Source organism: Dorea formicigenerans (assembly GCF_025150245.1).
GTDB classification, from domain to species: domain Bacteria; phylum Bacillota; class Clostridia; order Lachnospirales; family Lachnospiraceae; genus Dorea; species Dorea formicigenerans.
Genome location: NZ_CP102279.1, coordinates 56,111 through 73,335, shown reverse-complemented (window position 1 = coordinate 73,335; position 17,225 = coordinate 56,111). Strand labels below are relative to the sequence as shown.

The 17,225-nt window shown below is 40.3% G+C and carries 16 protein-coding genes; 4 read left to right on the top strand and 12 right to left on the bottom strand.

Features of this window, described 5'->3' with window-relative positions; all coding sequences use genetic code 11:
* Positions 1-110 precede the first annotated feature (110 nt).
* Positions 111-638, bottom strand: a complete 528-nt coding sequence (locus NQ560_RS00380; RefSeq protein WP_040015365.1) for a spore maturation protein — start codon at positions 636-638, stop codon at positions 111-113.
* Between the two features lie 96 nt (positions 639-734).
* Here NQ560_RS00380 and NQ560_RS00375 point away from each other — a divergent pair, with 96 nt between their 5' ends.
* Positions 735-2,141, top strand: a complete 1,407-nt coding sequence (locus NQ560_RS00375; RefSeq protein ID WP_052302911.1) for an MATE family efflux transporter — start codon at positions 735-737, stop codon at positions 2,139-2,141.
* A 62-nt stretch (positions 2,142-2,203) separates the two neighbouring features.
* Positions 2,204-2,824 carry a nucleoside recognition domain-containing protein gene (locus NQ560_RS00370; RefSeq protein ID WP_005331805.1) on the top strand — a complete coding sequence of 207 codons (621 nt, stop codon included), beginning with the start codon at positions 2,204-2,206 and terminating at the stop codon, positions 2,822-2,824.
* 25 nt (positions 2,825-2,849) lie between these two features.
* Here NQ560_RS00370 and NQ560_RS00365 read toward each other — a convergent pair whose 3' ends face one another.
* Together NQ560_RS00365 and NQ560_RS00360 are read right to left on the bottom strand one after the other, a co-directional pair.
* A complete protein-coding gene (locus NQ560_RS00365) occupies positions 2,850-3,224 on the bottom strand; it encodes a hypothetical protein (RefSeq protein WP_233420461.1) in 375 nt (124 codons plus the stop codon).
* Between the two features lie 215 nt (positions 3,225-3,439).
* Positions 3,440-4,741, bottom strand: a complete 1,302-nt coding sequence (locus NQ560_RS00360) for a sensor histidine kinase (protein WP_005331801.1) — start codon at positions 4,739-4,741, stop codon at positions 3,440-3,442.
* 119 nt (positions 4,742-4,860) lie between these two features.
* On the opposite strand from NQ560_RS00360, the gene NQ560_RS00355 reads away from it, so the two are divergent.
* The gene (locus tag NQ560_RS00355) at positions 4,861-5,385 is read left to right on the top strand and encodes a hypothetical protein (protein ID WP_005331799.1); all 525 of its coding nucleotides are present in this window, start codon (positions 4,861-4,863) and stop codon (positions 5,383-5,385) included.
* Between the two features lie 159 nt (positions 5,386-5,544).
* Here the strand turns inward: NQ560_RS00355 and NQ560_RS00350 are convergent, their stop codons facing one another.
* From NQ560_RS00350 to NQ560_RS00340, 3 genes are all read right to left on the bottom strand, one after another.
* Positions 5,545-6,021: a hypothetical protein gene (locus NQ560_RS00350; protein WP_005331798.1), complete on the bottom strand. Its 477-nt coding sequence runs from the start codon at positions 6,019-6,021 to the stop codon at positions 5,545-5,547.
* Positions 6,022-6,125: 104 nt separating this feature from the next.
* On the bottom strand, positions 6,126-7,433 hold the full coding sequence (locus NQ560_RS00345; RefSeq protein WP_005331796.1) for a sensor histidine kinase: 1,308 nt from the start codon (positions 7,431-7,433) through the stop codon (positions 6,126-6,128).
* Positions 7,434-8,141: a LytR/AlgR family response regulator transcription factor gene (locus NQ560_RS00340; RefSeq protein ID WP_005331788.1), complete on the bottom strand. Its 708-nt coding sequence runs from the start codon at positions 8,139-8,141 to the stop codon at positions 7,434-7,436.
* A 107-nt stretch (positions 8,142-8,248) separates the two neighbouring features.
* Between NQ560_RS00340 and NQ560_RS00335 the strand changes: the two genes are divergently transcribed.
* Entirely contained in the window at positions 8,249-8,800 is a 552-nt protein-coding gene (locus tag NQ560_RS00335; RefSeq protein WP_040015364.1) for a hypothetical protein, read from the top strand.
* A gap of 178 nt (positions 8,801-8,978) precedes the next feature.
* Here the strand turns inward: NQ560_RS00335 and NQ560_RS00330 are convergent, their stop codons facing one another.
* From NQ560_RS00330 to NQ560_RS00305, 6 genes are all read right to left on the bottom strand, one after another.
* Complete coding sequence (locus NQ560_RS00330; protein ID WP_005331785.1) at positions 8,979-9,917, bottom strand: hypothetical protein; 939 nt, start codon at positions 9,915-9,917, stop codon at positions 8,979-8,981.
* Positions 9,918-10,178: 261 nt separating this feature from the next.
* Positions 10,179-10,697 (bottom strand): hypothetical protein, encoded by a 519-nt coding sequence (locus NQ560_RS00325; RefSeq protein WP_005331784.1) that lies wholly within the window; start codon positions 10,695-10,697, stop codon positions 10,179-10,181.
* 11 nt (positions 10,698-10,708) lie between these two features.
* Positions 10,709-12,694 (bottom strand): RCC1 domain-containing protein, encoded by a 1,986-nt coding sequence (locus NQ560_RS00320; protein ID WP_005331783.1) that lies wholly within the window; start codon positions 12,692-12,694, stop codon positions 10,709-10,711.
* Between the two features lie 220 nt (positions 12,695-12,914).
* On the bottom strand, positions 12,915-13,130 hold the full coding sequence (locus NQ560_RS00315) for a hypothetical protein (protein ID WP_181973726.1): 216 nt from the start codon (positions 13,128-13,130) through the stop codon (positions 12,915-12,917).
* Positions 13,131-13,442: 312 nt separating this feature from the next.
* Positions 13,443-14,603, bottom strand: a complete 1,161-nt coding sequence (locus tag NQ560_RS00310) for an AI-2E family transporter (RefSeq protein ID WP_005331781.1) — start codon at positions 14,601-14,603, stop codon at positions 13,443-13,445.
* Positions 14,604-14,640: 37 nt separating this feature from the next.
* The gene (locus NQ560_RS00305; protein WP_005331780.1) at positions 14,641-17,184 is read right to left on the bottom strand and encodes a cation-translocating P-type ATPase; all 2,544 of its coding nucleotides are present in this window, start codon (positions 17,182-17,184) and stop codon (positions 14,641-14,643) included.
* Positions 17,185-17,225: the final 41 nt, after the last annotated feature.

Sequence of the window (17,225 nt, the reverse complement as noted above, 5' to 3'; positions counted from 1 at the left end):
CTCCTTCACCCACAAACACACGGGATTTGCTCCTATTAGTATACCGAATTTTGCCCCTAAGAGCAACCTTTTGGGGACGTAGTTATTCTGCGTTTTCTACCGTAACTTTTCTATTTTACTACGCCCCCTAGTACTACGCTGGCCGCCAATCCGGCGAGTGTTGCCAGTAATGCTCCTGGCAGTGTGTATCTTGTTTTTGTTACTTTTGCGGTCATGAAGTAAACGCTCATAGTGTAAAATATTGTTTCTGTGCAGGACATGCTGATGGATGCCACAAGTCCCAGATAGGAATCTGTCCCGTACTCTTTGTAGACATCAAGGAGTAATCCTGTCGCTGCGGACGAGGAGAACATCTTTATTATCGTGAGTGGAACTAATTCGCCCGGAAATCCGATATATTGTGTAACTTTTCCAATCATTTGTGCCAGAAATTCCAGAAATCCGGATGCTCTTAGTACTCCGACTGCTACCATAAGCCCTACCATAGTCGGCATAATTTTGATAACAGTCAAAAATCCGTCCTTCGCTCCTTTTACAAATGTGTCATAAACTGGAATTTTCATTGTAATTCCGTAACAGATAATCCCGAATATCATGAGTGGTACAATAAAATCCGACAGGTAAAGAAATAGTTTCAATTCTTGAATTCTCCTTTTGCTTGCCCTATACTATCTGTTGTATATTATGCCGGTGGGATAAAATCCATACCGGCATCAGAAAGGAAGTTTCCGAAATTGAATCTTTTACATAAAAATAATACAAATGCTTTACCAAAAGCAAAATCTACGGACACTCATGACTTTGGTGAGGGCAGCATCTCTGGAAATATTCTGCGTCTTGCAATTCCTATGACGCTTGCGCAGCTCATTAATGTCCTTTACAACATTATTGACCGCATTTACATCGGTCATCTCCCAGACGTGTCCACCCAGGCGCTGACCGGAATCGGTCTGACTCTGCCGGTCATTACAATCATCACCGCTTTTACCAATCTGTTCGGTATGGGCGGCGCACCGCTTTTTTCTATGGCAAGAGGTGCCAGTGAACCTGCGCGCGCCCGGAAAATTCTCGGCAACTCCTTTTCCATGCTCCTGATTTCCGGCGGTATTCTCATGATTTTGTGCTACCTGTTCAAGCGCCCATTGCTTTACCTGTTCGGCGCCAGTGATATTACTTATCCTTATGCAAATGCATACATCAGCCTCTACCTTATCGGCACGCTTTTTGTCATGATCAGTCTTGGCATGAACAATTTTATCAACGCCCAGGGATTTGGAATGACCGGAATGCTCACCGTCTCCATCGGTGCTGTCCTGAACCTGATCCTTGACCCTCTTTTTATCTTCGTTCTCCATATGGGAGTCCGCGGAGCCGCTCTTGCGACCATCATTTCGCAAGGAATCTCTGCAATCTGGGTATTACATTTTCTGACCGGAAAGAAAGCAATCCTTACACTCTCACTTGCTTATATGAAACTGAACTTCCGATTAGTAAAGGAAATCTGTGCTCTTGGACTTGCCGGATTTATTATGGCGATTACAAATGGATCGGTACAGATTGTCTGTAACGCAACTCTTTCCAGATACGGTGGTGACCTGTACGTTGGAATCATGACCGTTATTAACTCCGTCCGGGAAATCATTACCATGCCGGTCACCGGTCTTACAAGTGGTGCGCAGCCTGTCATGAGCTTTAACTATGGTGCTAGAAGACATGCGCGTGTAAAATCAGCAATCAAATTTACAACGATTGTCTGTATCTTATTTTCCTGTTTTATGTGGGCATTACTGCTCGCCTTCCCACGCTTCTTCATTCACATGTTCAACAGCGAACCGGAATTGTTAGCCGAAGGCGTACCTGCGATGCATTTATATTTCTTTGGAATCTTTATGATGTCGCTGCAGTTTGCCGGACAGTCCACATTTACTGCACTGGGAAAAGCAAAACAAGCCGTATTCTTCTCCCTGCTGCGAAAGGCAATCATCGTCATTCCACTGACACTGTGGCTTCCGACTGTAGGCGGACTTGGAACAAATGGAGTCTTTCTTGCCGAGCCGGTTTCCAACTTCATCGGCGGAACCGCCTGCTTCGTCACGATGATCTTTACCGTGTGGAGAAAACTGGATGATTCTCTAAAATAATATGACATACTTATTACACAAACCTCATAGTTTTTATAAAGCGAAAACTATGAGGTTTTCTTATGCTCAATTATCTCTGGGGCGGTATGATGATGCTTGGGATTATCTACGCCGCATTTACCGGACGCATGCCCGACATCACCAATGCCGCACTGGATTCCTCCAAAGAAGCAATCACGCTGTGCATTACTATGATCGGTATCATGTCCTTCTGGGTAGGGCTTATGGAAATTGCAACAAAAGCCGGCATCATCGAACAGCTTTCTCGAAAGTTGAAGCCACTGATTCATTTCCTGTTCCCAAATCTTCCGGACAATCACCCTGCTGCCACCCACATCACCACGAATATCATTGCTAACATTCTAGGACTTGGCTGGGCTGCGACACCTGCCGGACTGAACGCAATGGAAGAACTGAAAAATCTGGAAGACGACCGACGCAAATACCACCTCCCGGGAAAAGTGCGCGCTCCTGGAACCGCCAGTAATGAAATGTGCACATTTCTTATCATTAATATATCATCCCTGCAGCTCATTCCTGTAAATGTCATTGCCTACCGCAGCCAGTACGGCAGTATCAATCCTGCTGCCATCGTCGGACCCGGCATACTGGCGACCGCTGTAAGCACATTAGTGGCCGTGATATATTGCAAATGTAAAGAAAAACCAGATGCTGGACAGTAACACAGCATCTGGTCTTGTAAAATTTTTAATCAAGATGAAATTCTTCCAGCAATTTCTTTCTGTGTTCAACATCTTTTATAGCTTTCCAAATATCTTCTTCTCGATTTAATTCATGTAATTTGTCATACAAATCATTAATTCTCTCTTCGCCTTCTTCAAAGCCTTCCTGCCTGCTTTCTTCTCGTTCCTGCCTCATATGTTCTTCTTCATCATACTCAAATATGCTCACCCTTAACACCTCAGCTCTGTTCTTCCTTAAAAACTCCGCAAGAATACCATTTTTGATACATTCGTCAATTGCCTTTTCCACAGCTTCCGGGAATGACATTTCCTGCTGATATTTGCGGACTATATCTACAAATTTCACATATTGATATAATGTCGGACTTTTTTCTACCATTTTCTCATTGTATCCAGGATTTATATTTATGAATCGGATCCTCAATTCCAAATCCAGTTCTTCCGACTTACTTTCATAAGCATCAGATAACCGTAAAACACTTTGTTCCGTCATCTTGGAAATATAGTGCTTGAAAGGATTGTACCATAATTAATATATTATGTCGAGATATTTTTCTAAAATTAATATAGTCATAATTGTCTCTGAATTTTCCTCTACACCGGCAGATACACATGTGCACAGAACATCTCGTCCTCGTAATATTCCACCATGCCGCCCAGTCTTTTCACTTGTTCTTCTACAATCAAATGTCCCATGCCGTGCTGGTCTTTCTTGTCCTTTGTAGTTTCAAGTAACTGGTTTTCTGCCAGCACCGACTGCTCAATGCTATTTTCTACAAATATATTTACTTCGTCCGCTTCTCTGGCAATCCGACAAATAATTCTCTTCTCTTTTTGATTTTTCTCGCATGCCTCGATTGCATTGTCCAGCAGATTAAATAAAATACTCCCAACGATCAGATTATCAAGGCATTTCACACTTCCTGTAATATCGCATGAAATATCAATCCCTTTTTCTTTACATATAGATATCTTATTATGGAATACTGCATTTATAATCGGGCTGTCCGAATAAATTGATCTGACCTCTCCCAGTTCTTCTGCCACAAACTGTTTTAAATACTTACCCAGACTTTCATATTCACCTTCTTCAAGCAAATGCTCCATATTCATGCAGTGATTCTTATAATCATGTCGAAACTTCCGTATATTCTCTTCCGAATGCTTCCATTCCTCCAGTTGCCGCTCCTGCTCCTGGCTTTTTAACTCTATCAGTTGGTACAATTGCATTTTTTCATTCTTCTTACTAATTGTTATCATCATATAGATAACATAACCGCATAAAGCAATGATTCCTAAAGAAACAATCAGAAGCAAGACAACTGTATAATGACTGACACCTTTTTGTGAAACCGCCAGAAAAATACATATCACACTGACTGCCGTAAAGCCAATCATCACATTAGTAAGAACAATTTGCTCTTTCGGAAAATGTATTGCCATGTATCTAAAATAAGTATACACACCTTTATATACAAGCCATACTACAATTTTAGATACAATTGCCCCTATTTGAAAAATCATTCCTTCATTTTCAAGGAAATCAAAAATAGACGTATTAATAATATACGTTGTCAATTGCATAACACTTAATATACAAATATTACTTATAACTTCCTCTAAAATACAAATCATAAGTTTCACGCCTGCTGTCTTTCTTAAAAACAGGCAGCTGAACAAATATGCCAGACACATATCAAATGCCGCAATAATCGTATAACTTCCTGCAAATCTTCCGTTTCCCTGTGCAACTATAAACCATACCATACAAACACCTATATATAACTGCTTTCGATGCTTCACCTGTTCTTTCCAGTCAAGACATTTTATTATAAAATCAATCGCCAAAAATGGCTCTACCAATCCCACCAGTTGTCCAATTATAAAATTTATCATATTTTTCAAACCCCTCTCTTTCCTTTTATACGCAAAAACATGCCATGTATTCCCGCTTACTTCCCCAAGATATAAAATTATGTTATTATACTCAAAAGCATTTTAGGAGGAATCTGATTATGGAACCACTTTTTGTAGCAGAATGGAAATACGACAAAAAAACAATATATGAATTAATACCACTTTTTCGTAAAAATTCTGTGCTATCTAGTACAGCTACTTTTGCTGTCCCACTTTTTATCGTATTCTTTTTTTGTTTTCCTCATGAAAATGGTCTCTTTGACGGTTCTGGAATATTTCTGTTATCCGTAGCTGCTTTTTTTGCACTATGCCATATATTCGAACCTCGATTAAGAATTCGAATGTTTTTCAAATCTTACAAAAATTGTTTCTCCGAACAGGGTAACCTTCAGGCTGCTTTTTTTGATGATGAGCTTAAACTTCAGATTTCTGACGGAAAAGTAGAATCTTCCGCAATTTATCCCTATTCCACTTTTCGTTCCGTTACAGAAACCCATTTCTTTTACTGCTTTTTTCTAAAAATAGGCAAGCAAAAATATCTGATGCCAATTATGAAAGACTCCTTTGTCAAAGGTAACAAAGAAGATTTTCACGCATTTTTAAAAGACAAATATTTGCTGTAATCTTTTCATTTATAACATTTTTTCCTAATTCATTGTTGCTTTTGGCATAACTAGTAACATTTATAATATATTTCGCACATTTCCCTCATTGTACAAAATACCGCTGGCAATTACTATCAGCAACTCCAGCGGTATCCTAGTGTCTTATTCTATAAATTTTTAATCAATGTGAAACTCCCCTAACAATTTTTCTCTATATTTAGCATCTTTAACCGCCCTCTTAACATCTTCACTTCTTCCAAGTTCGAATAGCTTATCATACAAATCATTGACTTGTTCAATACCTTCCTGCCTGCTTTCTTCTCGTTCCTGCCTCATATGTTCTTCTTCATCATACTCAAATATGCTCACTCTTAACACCTCTGCTCTGTTCTTCCTTAAAAACTCCGCAAGAATACCCTTTTTGATACATTCGTCAATTGCCTTTTCCACCGCCTCCGGAAATGGCATTTCCTGCTGATATTTTCGAACTATATCTACAAATTTCACATATTGATATAATGTCGGACTTTTTTCTACTATTTCCTCATTATATCCAGGATTTATATTTATGAATCGAATCCTCAGTTCCAAATCCAGTTCTTCAGACTTTCTTTCATAAGCATCAGATAAACGTAAAACACTTTGTTCCGGCATCTTGGAAATATAATGCTTGAAAGGATTGTACCACAATTAATATATTATGTCGAGATGTTTTTCTAAAATTAATATAGTCAGATTTGTCTCTGAATTTCTTTCCTCTACATCGGTAAATACACATGCGCACAGAACATCTCGTCCTCGTAATATTCCACCATACCACCTAGTCTTTTCACTTGTTCTTCTACAATCAAATGTCCCATGCCGTGCTGGTCTTTCTTGTCCTTTGTAGTTTCAAGTGACTGGTTTTCTGCCAGCACCAACTGCTCGATACTATTTTCTACAAATATATTTACCTCGTCCGCTTCTCTGGCAATCCGGCAAATGATTCGCTTCTCTTTTTTATTTTTCTCGCATGCCTCGATTGCATTGTCCAGCAGATTAAATAAAATACTTCCAACGCCCATATCATCAAGACATTTCACGCTTCCTGTAATATCACAGGAAATATCAATCCCTTTTTCTTTACACACGGACATTTTATTATGAAATATTGCATTTATAATCGGGCTGTCTGAATAAATTGATCTGACCTCTCCCAGTTCTCCCATCGCGAACTGCTTTAAATACTTACCTAGACTTTCATACTCGCCTTCTTCAAGCAAATGCTCCATATTCATACAGTGATTCTTATAATCATGTCGAAACTTCCGTATACTTTCTTCCGAATGTTTCCACTCTTCCAATTGCCGCTCCTGCTCCTGACTTTTTAACTCTATCAGTTTGTACAATTGCATTTTCTCACTTTTCTTACTAATCGTAATCATCATATAAATAACATACCCACACAAAGCAATGATTCCAAAAGAAACAATCAGAAGCAAGATAACTGTATAATGACTGACTCCCTTCTGTGAAACCGCCAGAAAGATACAATTCTCACTGATTACCGCAAAGCCAACCAGCACAATTGTAAGAATAATCTGCTCTTTTGGAAAATAGAGTACTAAATACTGGAAAGAAGAATATAGTCCCTTGTATACCAGCCATAACAGAATCTTCGACACAATTGCACCTGCTGCAAATATTGACCCTTCATTTTGAAGGAAATCAAAAATTGATGTATTTATAATATACGATGTCACCTGCATAACAATTAGTGGACATATAAGATTTATCACTTCTGCCAAAATACATATCATAATCTTCATTACAGAATTTTTAGTTAAAAACAGAAGACTAAATATGCATAGCAGTCCAACGTCAATTGCAATAATTATGACATAGCTTCCAGGAAATCTCCCATTACCCTGCGCTACCAGAAAAACAAATAAACTCGCTCCTATATAAATTCTCTTTTGATGTTTTATAGACTCCTTCCAGCCAAGACATTTTATGATAAATCCTAGAACTAATAATGGTTCTGCCAATCCCACCAGTTGTCCAATTATAAAATTTGCTATATCCATCTACCTTCTCCTGCTTATCATAAATTGCTCTTTTGCCATCTGTCTGCGCTCTCGGCTCACCGGAACTTTCACATCACCTTCCAGCACGATATCGTTTTTTTCAAATTTCCGGCAGTACCTGAGCGCAACTATATATGCCGCATGTGTTCTGACAAATCCTTTTCCCGCCAGTTCTTTCTCAAAATCTTGCATATTTTCCCGAACGGTAAGAACCGTCTGATCCGCCAAATGCACATAAACCTGATGTTTATATTTTTCAAAATATACAATATCCTCCAGTTTCACATGAATTAGTTCTCCCTTTATCCGAAATTCCAATTCCTCCTGATTTCTTTTTCGTATATTCAGAAATCTGCCTATCGCCTTCGGCAAATCCTCTTCCATCTGCTCTTTTCTGACAATCTGAAATGGCCCATAAGAAAAAGTCTTCAGTGCCAGATTATCATACGCTGTGACTAGAATCACGACTTCATTTCTCTGAATTTTTTCAAGCTCCTGTAAGACATCAATTCCATTTTTTACCGGCATATCAAGATCCAGTATCACCAGTTCATCGTCCCTGATGACATACTGCTTCAGAAACTCTTCCCCATTTTCAAAAGTCTCAAGTTTTACCAGTAAATGCTCCTGCTCCAACACATTTTCCACAATTCGCTGCATCTTTTCCACAGCAATTCTCTCATCATCACAAATTGATATATGTAACATAATTTCTTCCCTTCTATATCCAAAAACATACCATCTGTGCCAATCTGCTTCCTCCAGACATAAAATTATGCTATCATAACATAACGCTATTTATGGAGGATATGTTTATGGAACCACTTTTTGTAACAGAATGTAAATTCGATAATAAAAGCTATTATGAAATGGTACCTATTTTACGAAAAAAGCCCTCTCGAAATTTTCTTATATTTACACCTGTCATAATCCTTATTATGATATTCTTTCTTGTTCTTTGGGGAATGTCCGGATTTCGTGATTTCTCATGGCTTATTCCGTTACCCGCGGGTTGTTTATATTTCGTATGTTTCTTTATGGAACCATGGCTGCGCGCCCGTTCTGCATTAAAAGCCGGCACCAAATTTTTTAAAGAAACCGGTTTTGAAAGGATATCTTTTTATAAAGATTCATTTCAAGTTCAGGTATATAGTAATGATCAGCTTACTTCCACCGCTACCTACTCCTACGCAAATATTATTTCTATTACGATAACTTCTTCTCTCTATTGTCTCAGTCTAAAATTAGACAGAACTTATATAATACCTGTTATGAAAAAATCCTTTGTCTTTGGTAATCAATTTGATTTTTATAACTTTATAAAAGACAAATCCATTTTTAATAACGCTACTGTAAAGCAACTATAACCATTAGTTGCTTTTTACTTTATGTTTCATAATAGCATTTTTTCTTAATTCATTGGTGTTTTTGACATAGTTGGTATCAATCATGATATATCTCGTATATTTTTCAATATTAAAAGATACCACTGGCAATTACTTCTAGCATCTCCAGCAGTATCTTTATGTCTTACTCTATGAAATTTTAATCAAGGTGAAATTCTTCCAGCAATTTCTTTCTGTATTCAACATCTTTTATAGCTTTCCAAATATCTTCTTCTCGATTTAAGTCATGCAATTTATCATACAAATCATTCACTTGTTCTATACCTTCCTGCCTGCTTTCTTCTCGTTCCTGCCTCATATGTTCTTCTTCATCATACTCAAATATGCTCACTCTTAACACCTCTGCTCTATTCTTCCTCAAAAACTCTGCAAGAATACCTTTTTTGATACATTCGTCAATTGCCTTTTCCACAGCTTCCGGAAATGGCATTTCCTTCTGATATTTGCGAACTATATCTACAAATTTCACATATTGATATAATGTCGGACTTTTTTCTACCATTTCCTCATTATATCCAGGATTTATATTTACAAACCGAATCTTCAACTCTAAATCTAATTCTTCAGACTTACTTTCATAAGCATCAGATAAACGTAAAACACTTTGTTCCGGCATCTTGTCTGTTCCGTTATAGAATACTACAAATCTCGGTTCTGGTATCTTAATCAACTTCCGTCCATACAGATTATCCCCAAATACATACGCCATATAAACACAAGCCACATATGCCAGATTCCGTAATGGCATGTTAGGATTCGGCGTTGATTGATGTTCATATAAAACCAACTGTGTTCCCAATATAAATGACACATCATTCTTCATGCCTAAATAAACTGCATTTTCCAACGTTGTTATAATCAGTTCGTCTGGATTATCGTACAAAGTTCCATTCATAGCGTTGTAAACTTCCAGTGCTACTTTGGGTTCCTTCAGCAACATTCGGAACACCCGGTCTTTGTACTCGCGATTTGGATATCCAAATACTTGCGCCATTTTCTTAAAGGCTTTCTCCATATTTTGTGAGATTCTTCTGTTATCTGTTTTTCTGTCCCTTACTGCTTTCATACTTTTTGTCATTCAGTATCCTCCTTCTTCTGTGTTCGAAAGGACTCTCCTCCTGACTTTTTCTAAGCTTTCTAAGAATCCCTTCTGCTTGTTCATTGTGGTAATTCAAGCATTGAAAATTCCTAGAAAATATATTGAAATTAGAAATGGTACAAACCTTCAAGATCTTGAAAATATAATGCTTGAAAGAATTGTACCACAATTAATATATTATGTCGAGATATTTTCCTAAAATAATGCTACTGGAAAGCAACTATAACCATTAATTGCTTTTTACTTTACATTCACCGTAATACTGCCTTGCACTACGCTAAATCTTAGCTTCATATTATCCTGATCTAATTTTTCCCAGTCACTTTCAGACATGAGTTGTCTGTACGCCACATATGGTATGACGATTGTTTTCGTTTTGCCTGCTGGTATCGACCAAACTAACTCTGAGTTGTCATTCATTTTCGAGAATAAATCCCAGCTCACTGCTGAAGACCATTTTCCAACTTCCAGATTCACCTTGTAAATGGTAAATGACTGCCAGTCTTTTGTAGGATTTTTTATATCTACCGTCAAAACCGGAATCTTGATATCTTTTCCTGATTCTCTCAGGTTTTCCTTTACAGAGTCACTGCAAGAAACCTGCCCCAGAGTCTGCACAGTCAAATCTTTTACAATCATCTGTGTCGCTCCCAGATCTACTCCCTGTTTTGGTTCTTTCCATATGTGATTGACAAGCATAGCTCCCAATCCTGTTCCCAATAGAACTGCCAAAAGACCTATACATATTTTCTTTCTCATAGCAGCTTCCCCTACTCCGCCAGTCCTTCTGCCGCGGTTCCTTCAATCTGAATCTTCTTTTCTCCGGTATACTCTTCTGTCGGATTGCTTTCCGGCACATATTCTTTTACTTCTATCGGCAGGAATTTTGCGGAATATGTCGTACATTTATTCTCGTCCGACCGCTCATCGTCTTCCCCTTCTCCGTATGGAGTATTCCGCTTGGAATCAGTTCCAATGTTAGTTCCGGCCGCGTACATTTTTCCGTCCTTTGTCAGGATAAATGTATCATCATAACAGGTCGTACCGTAATCATTCGGGTTTACATTGGCCAGATCTGTCCAAATTGCATTCTGCTCAATCTCATCACACCAGACCATTCGTACATTTTCCATGACCTTTTCCGGCTCTGTCAGAAATGTTTTCTCACCGGTATATCCACACTGGCCATAGGTGTTATCGCCCCAGGTGTACAGGTCACCATTCACCGTTATCGCTGCTGAACGTCTGTTGGTGGTCGTGACGTAAATTGCCTGATCCAGCATCTTGTGTGGTTCGGTGTACATCAGCGTTCCTTCCCCGTAAATGCTACTTGCTTCGCCGGACATAAACTCACCCCACCAGTACGCTTCCCCATTCTTTTTGAGCGCAACCGCACAGGTCGCACCAGCCCGCATATAAGACACATCACTCATCAGAAGCTTCGGCTGGTTCACCACATTTTGCTGTGGATTCATGGCATCGTTTTCGCCTGGTTCTTTTCCAAGAATTCCCTGCAGATTCGCACCTGCGCCGTACAGTTCTCCATTTTCCGTAAGATACATCATAAAATATCCATTGGCTGATGCATCTACATGAACAACATGCTCGGCTATTTTCTGAGGTTCCATGTACTCCTCGTGATACCAGTTGCCCACATCTTCCGGGTGATTGATTCCAAGCTGGGCATAGTAGTTCATGCCCTGTCCCCACAGCACATGATTTTCATCAATATAATATCGGTTGCCTGCAATCACCTTATTCGTAATATAATAATCAGAAATGTGAAAATCTTCCGGCTGGTTCAATAAAGACATATCTGTTGTATAAAATTCCTTCTTTTTCTGATTTTCTGCCTTCTTTTCGGCTTCTTCTTTTGCTTTTTCTTCCTTCGATTTTTTCTTCTTTTTGTTCAAATCATCTGTCGCTTTTTCCAGGTTCTCTGCCTTCGCAAATACATTTTCCCCAAGCTTTATCTCTCGGATATTCTCCCAGTCACTAAGTTCCAAGGCATAATAACAACGGTTTTCTTCTGATTTTTCTTCCCCTGTGGAAGTTACTTTCGGGATGATAATATCCGCAGCTTCATACTCTGATACGTCTGCATTTGGATCAAACTGAATCTGTTTCTCTTTCCCATTTTTCCAGCATACCGTCATAAGCCCGGCGGTCATTGCCTGCGAATTGTAAAATTCTTCGTCAGTTCCCGCATCTAACAGAATTCCTTCCTCACTCACATACAGATCTTTTCCCCGGTACTCATATCTGCGCGCGTCCTTTTTGACTTTCGGTGAAGTCTTAATGTTGATAAGCTCCTTACCCGTTTTTGCGTCATTCATCACCAGATGCATTTTTCCTTGCCTGCCGGAAGCTTCATGGTTTACATAATAAAGCGTAAGATACTGAATCCCGCCGGCATTTTTCTGCTCATAAATATTTCCATCATAGGCAGACGCATCATCGACAATCCCCAGTTTATAAGAATCTTCTACAATCTGAAAAGACTGGCTCTGCTTAAGCTCCTGCTGTGTCTGTAGCAGCTTAGCCTTCTTTCCGCCTTTTCGCCTGATCTGCAGATCCACTCGCCCTGTCTGCGTCTTCTCACAATACACATTCTTCTTCACAACAATATCATAATTCTTATAAGTGGCATGGGAATTCTCCCAGCGAATCCACAAAACTAGCAGACTGACTACAATTACAGCCAGAAAAATAATAAGTTCTGCTCGAAACACATTTTTTCTTTTTGTCCGTTCCATAGGCACCTCTCTTTTCCCCTGATCAACAGCTTCACCGGTTCATCCTGATAAATCCAAAATCCCCATTTATCATAACATTTTTTCTATATATATGGAATCCATTGGCATAACTGGTAACAATCCGGCATTATCTCGCACATTTTCCTGATTGTATGAAAATACCGCTGGCAATTACTATAAGCAACTCCAGCGGTATCTTAATGTCTTATTCTATAAAATTTTAATCAAAGTGAAATTCTTCTAATAACTTCTTCCTACATTCGGAATCTGTAGCCATTTTTACAATATCTTCCGTTCTACCTTGTCGATTTAATTCTATAATCAATTTTGCTATTCGCACTTCACTACATTTTTCACCCTCTTCAAAGCCTTCCTGCCTGATTTCTTCTCGTTCCTGCCTCATATGTTCTTCTTCATCGTATTCAAATATGCTCACCCTTAACACCTCTGCTCTGTTCTTCCGATTTACTTTCATAAGCATCGGATAAACGTAAAACACTCTGTTCCGGCATCTTGGAAATATAATACTTGAAAGGATTGTACTACAATTGATTTATTATGTCGAGATATTTTTCTAAAATTAATATAGTCAGAATTGTATCCAAATTGATTTATTCAACTAATATTGCATTCATGTAAAATAGTGTGATTTTTGCCTTATTTTTTACACTAAACTGCACGAACTTTTCTTAATTTTTTACATTATTCTACACATAAGCACTTCGTTGGTCTGACTTAATTGTCTTTATTAAACCTCCAGCTCTGCCGGATCTACACCCTGTTTCTTCAGCTTCAGATACACAATTTCCCGGAACAGTGCATATGCCACCGACACGATCGGTATAAATATCAACATTCCGACCACGCCCATAAGGCTGCCTCCGATGCTGACCGCTGCCAGCACCCAGATGGACGGCAGTCCTACAGAATTACCTACTACATGCGGATAAATCAGGTTCCCTTCTATCTGCTGGAGCACAAGAAACAACACGATGAACATAAGCGCCTTCATCGGATCGACCATGAAGATTAAAAATGCTCCCACCGCACAGCCTAAGAATGCTCCAAAGATCGGTATCAGTGCGGTAAATGCGATAAAAATTCCCACCAGCAGTGCATACGGCAGCCGGAAGATCGTCATGGCCAGTACGAACATGCTTCCAAGAATCACAGCCTCCAGGCACTGCCCGGTCAGGAAGCTTGAAAATGTACTGTAAGTCAGGGAAGAGACTTCCACCACAGCCTCCGCACGACCTCTTCGTACGAATGCAAACAGTACCTTTTTCGCCTGTATCCCAAGCTTTTTCTTCTGCAGCAAAATATAAATCGCAAATACAAAAGCGATGACAAATGTTGAAACTCCGCTGATAATGCTTTTTGCAGCGGTAAGTGTCGAATTCAGCATATTTCCTGCACCATTTTTCAGGAAATCAATCAGTGTCTCCACAATCTTGTCCCAGTCAAACTGTACACTGTTGATCAGTTCGACAACCTCCTTGTTTCCATGAAAGACCTCTTTCCCCCACGCCTGTGCATGTGGGATGAACTGGGTAATACTCTGCCCCAGATTTCCAAATGTATTTACAAGCTGAGGTACAACACCAAAGATCACTACCGTTAACACGCCAACTACGATACAAAGTACACTCAACAGACTCACCGGTCTTGCAAGCTTATCTGCCACTTTATTTTTTCTTACTTTTTCCGTAAACAAGTGCCGCTCGATAAAGTTCATCGGTACATTCAGTACAAATGCGATGGCTCCTCCAAGCAGAAATGGAAAGATCAGATGTCCCACATATCCCAGTACCTCCAACACCTCTTCATATTTCCACAGCACCACGATCAGCAGTGCTGTAAACAAAATCAGCTCCCGGATTTTCCGCATATTTTCCTTATTCAGTTCCATTTAATTCCTTCCTTTATTCAATATCCTGTCAAATCCTCTATTTCTTTCGCGTTCTGATCCATTTCAGCAGCTGAATAACCGGCAGATTCAAAAGAGCCAGTCCATATACAGTCATCAACTGTGCCACCGTCAGTGTCTGCACTTTGAACATTCCCTGAAGCGCCGGGATCATCAGTACTCCTGTAATCAAAAGCCAGCCAAGTACAAATGCTCCGATCAGATAAATGTTATTCCAGAATCGTTTCGTAAAAATGATCGGTTTGTTTGCTTTACAGTTAAATCCGTGAACCAGACGGCTGCTGCAAAGTGTTCCAAATGCCATCGTACTTGCCAGCACTGCATTTCCATCGCGATATCCGATCATAAATGCTGTCATGGTCATGATTCCGATACACAGACCTTCCACTCCGATGCTTGTAAGAAATGGTTTTGTCAAAATGGACTCTCCCATGGCACGTGGTTTTTCTTTCATCACTTCCGGATTGTGCGGCTCCAGTCCAAGCGCAATCGCCGGCAGGCTGTCTGTCAGAAGGTTGATGAACAGCAGATGTACCGGTGCAAATGGAACCGGCAGACTTGCAAGTGATGCGTACAAAACTGCAAGAATCGCTGCAAAATTTCCAGAAAGCAAGAACTGAATCGCATTTTTAATATTCTGATAAATGTTTCGTCCATTTTCCACTGCCTTGACAATTGTTGCAAAGTTGTCGTCCGTCAGCACCATAGCTGCCGCATCTTTCGCCACCTCACTTCCCGTGATTCCCATGGCAACTCCGATATCTGCCTGCTTCAGTGCCGGGGCATCATTCACGCCATCTCCCGTCATTGCCACAATATTTCCACGCTCCTGCCATGCCCGCACGATACGGATCTTGTGTTCCGGTGAAACTCTTGCATACACGGATATCTGTGGTACGAAATCCTGAAGTTCTTCATCAGTCATATCCTCAATAATCGCACCTTCACAGGCTTCCGACATATTTTCCAGAATTCCGATCCGTTTTGCAATGGCCGCTGCTGTTACTTTATGGTCTCCTGTAATCATGATTGGCTTGATTCCTGCCTTGATACATTCCGCAACTGCATCTTTAGACTCCACTCTTGGCGGATCCATCATGGAAATCAGTCCCAGGAATGTCAGGTCGTTTTCATCATTTAATGTAAGCCCCTGCTCCTGTTCCATCGTCTTAAATGCAAATGCAAGAACTCGCAGTCCGTTTTCTGAAAAATGTTTATTCTGCACTTCAATTCTGACGCGGTCTTCTTCTGTGATCTTTCTTAGAGTATCTCCATCCTGAATGTGGCTCATACGCTCAAGAAGCACATCGACCGCACCTTTTACGACCATAACATACCGTCCGTCTATAAAATGCTCCGTGGACATAAGTTTTCTGTCACTGTCGAACGGCACCTCGGAAAGCCTTGGGTACTCCTCACGTACTTGTGCATAATCTTCTCCCAAAAGGCTGCCAAGATTAATAAGAGCCGTCTCCGTCGGATCCCCGATTTCCTGACCATCGTGATTTGTAGAATCATTGCAAAGCATACTGAACATCAGTAACTCTCGCTGCGCCGGATCCTTCAGATCAATCTCTCCGGAACAGACACTCTCACCATTTACATAATAATTTTCCACAGTCATTTTATTCTGCGTCAAAGTTCCAGTTTTATCAGAGCAGATGATTGACACACTGCCAAGTCCTTCGACCGCTTGAAGCTTACGGATGATTGCATGCTCCTTCGCCATCTTCTGTGTACCAAAGGAAAGCACGATGGTCACGATAGAACTAAGCGCCTCCGGGATAGCTGCTACCGCCAGCGCTACCGCAAATAAAAATGCATTTACAATAGATTCTCCACGGATTACGCTGATGGCAAATAAAATCCCACAAAATACAAGGATTGTGATGGACAACTTCTTACCAAAATCATCCAGATTCTTCTGAAGCGGTGTCTGCTTCTCGGATGCATTTTTCAGAAGCCCGGCAATCTTACCGACCTCCGTACTCATTCCGACTTCCGTTACTTCATAAGATGCTCGCCCATAAGTCACGAAGCTTCCAGAAAATACTCGGTTCGTCTGATCTCCGAGTGCTGCGCCCTCCGGCACTTCATCTAAAGACTTCTCCACTGGAAGACTCTCACCTGTCAGTGCACTTTCGTCCACTTTAAGACTTGCAACTGTAAGTAACTTTCCATCTGCCGGGATTAAGTCTCCCGCCTCCACAATTACTTCATCACCGACGGTCACTTCTCTCGCCGGTACCTGCATTAACTGCCCGTCACGCACAACTTTCGCATCCGGTGCCGACAGCTGCTTCAAACTATTCAGCGACTGCTCCGCCTTCACCGTCTGCACCGTTCCAAGAATCGCATTCATCGTAATAACTACAAAGATTACAATCGCACTCTCCACATCTCCAAGAAATCCTGAGATCACCGCGGAGATGATCAGAATAATTACCAGAAAATCCTTGAACTGTTCTAAAAATATTTGAAAGACACTTTTTTTCTTTCCCTCTTCCAGTTCATTCGGTCCGTATTTCTTTAGGTTTTCCTTCGCCTGCTCATTTGTCAACATAATTTGTACCTCCTTTTAATCGCTGTGGCCAAACGTCCTAT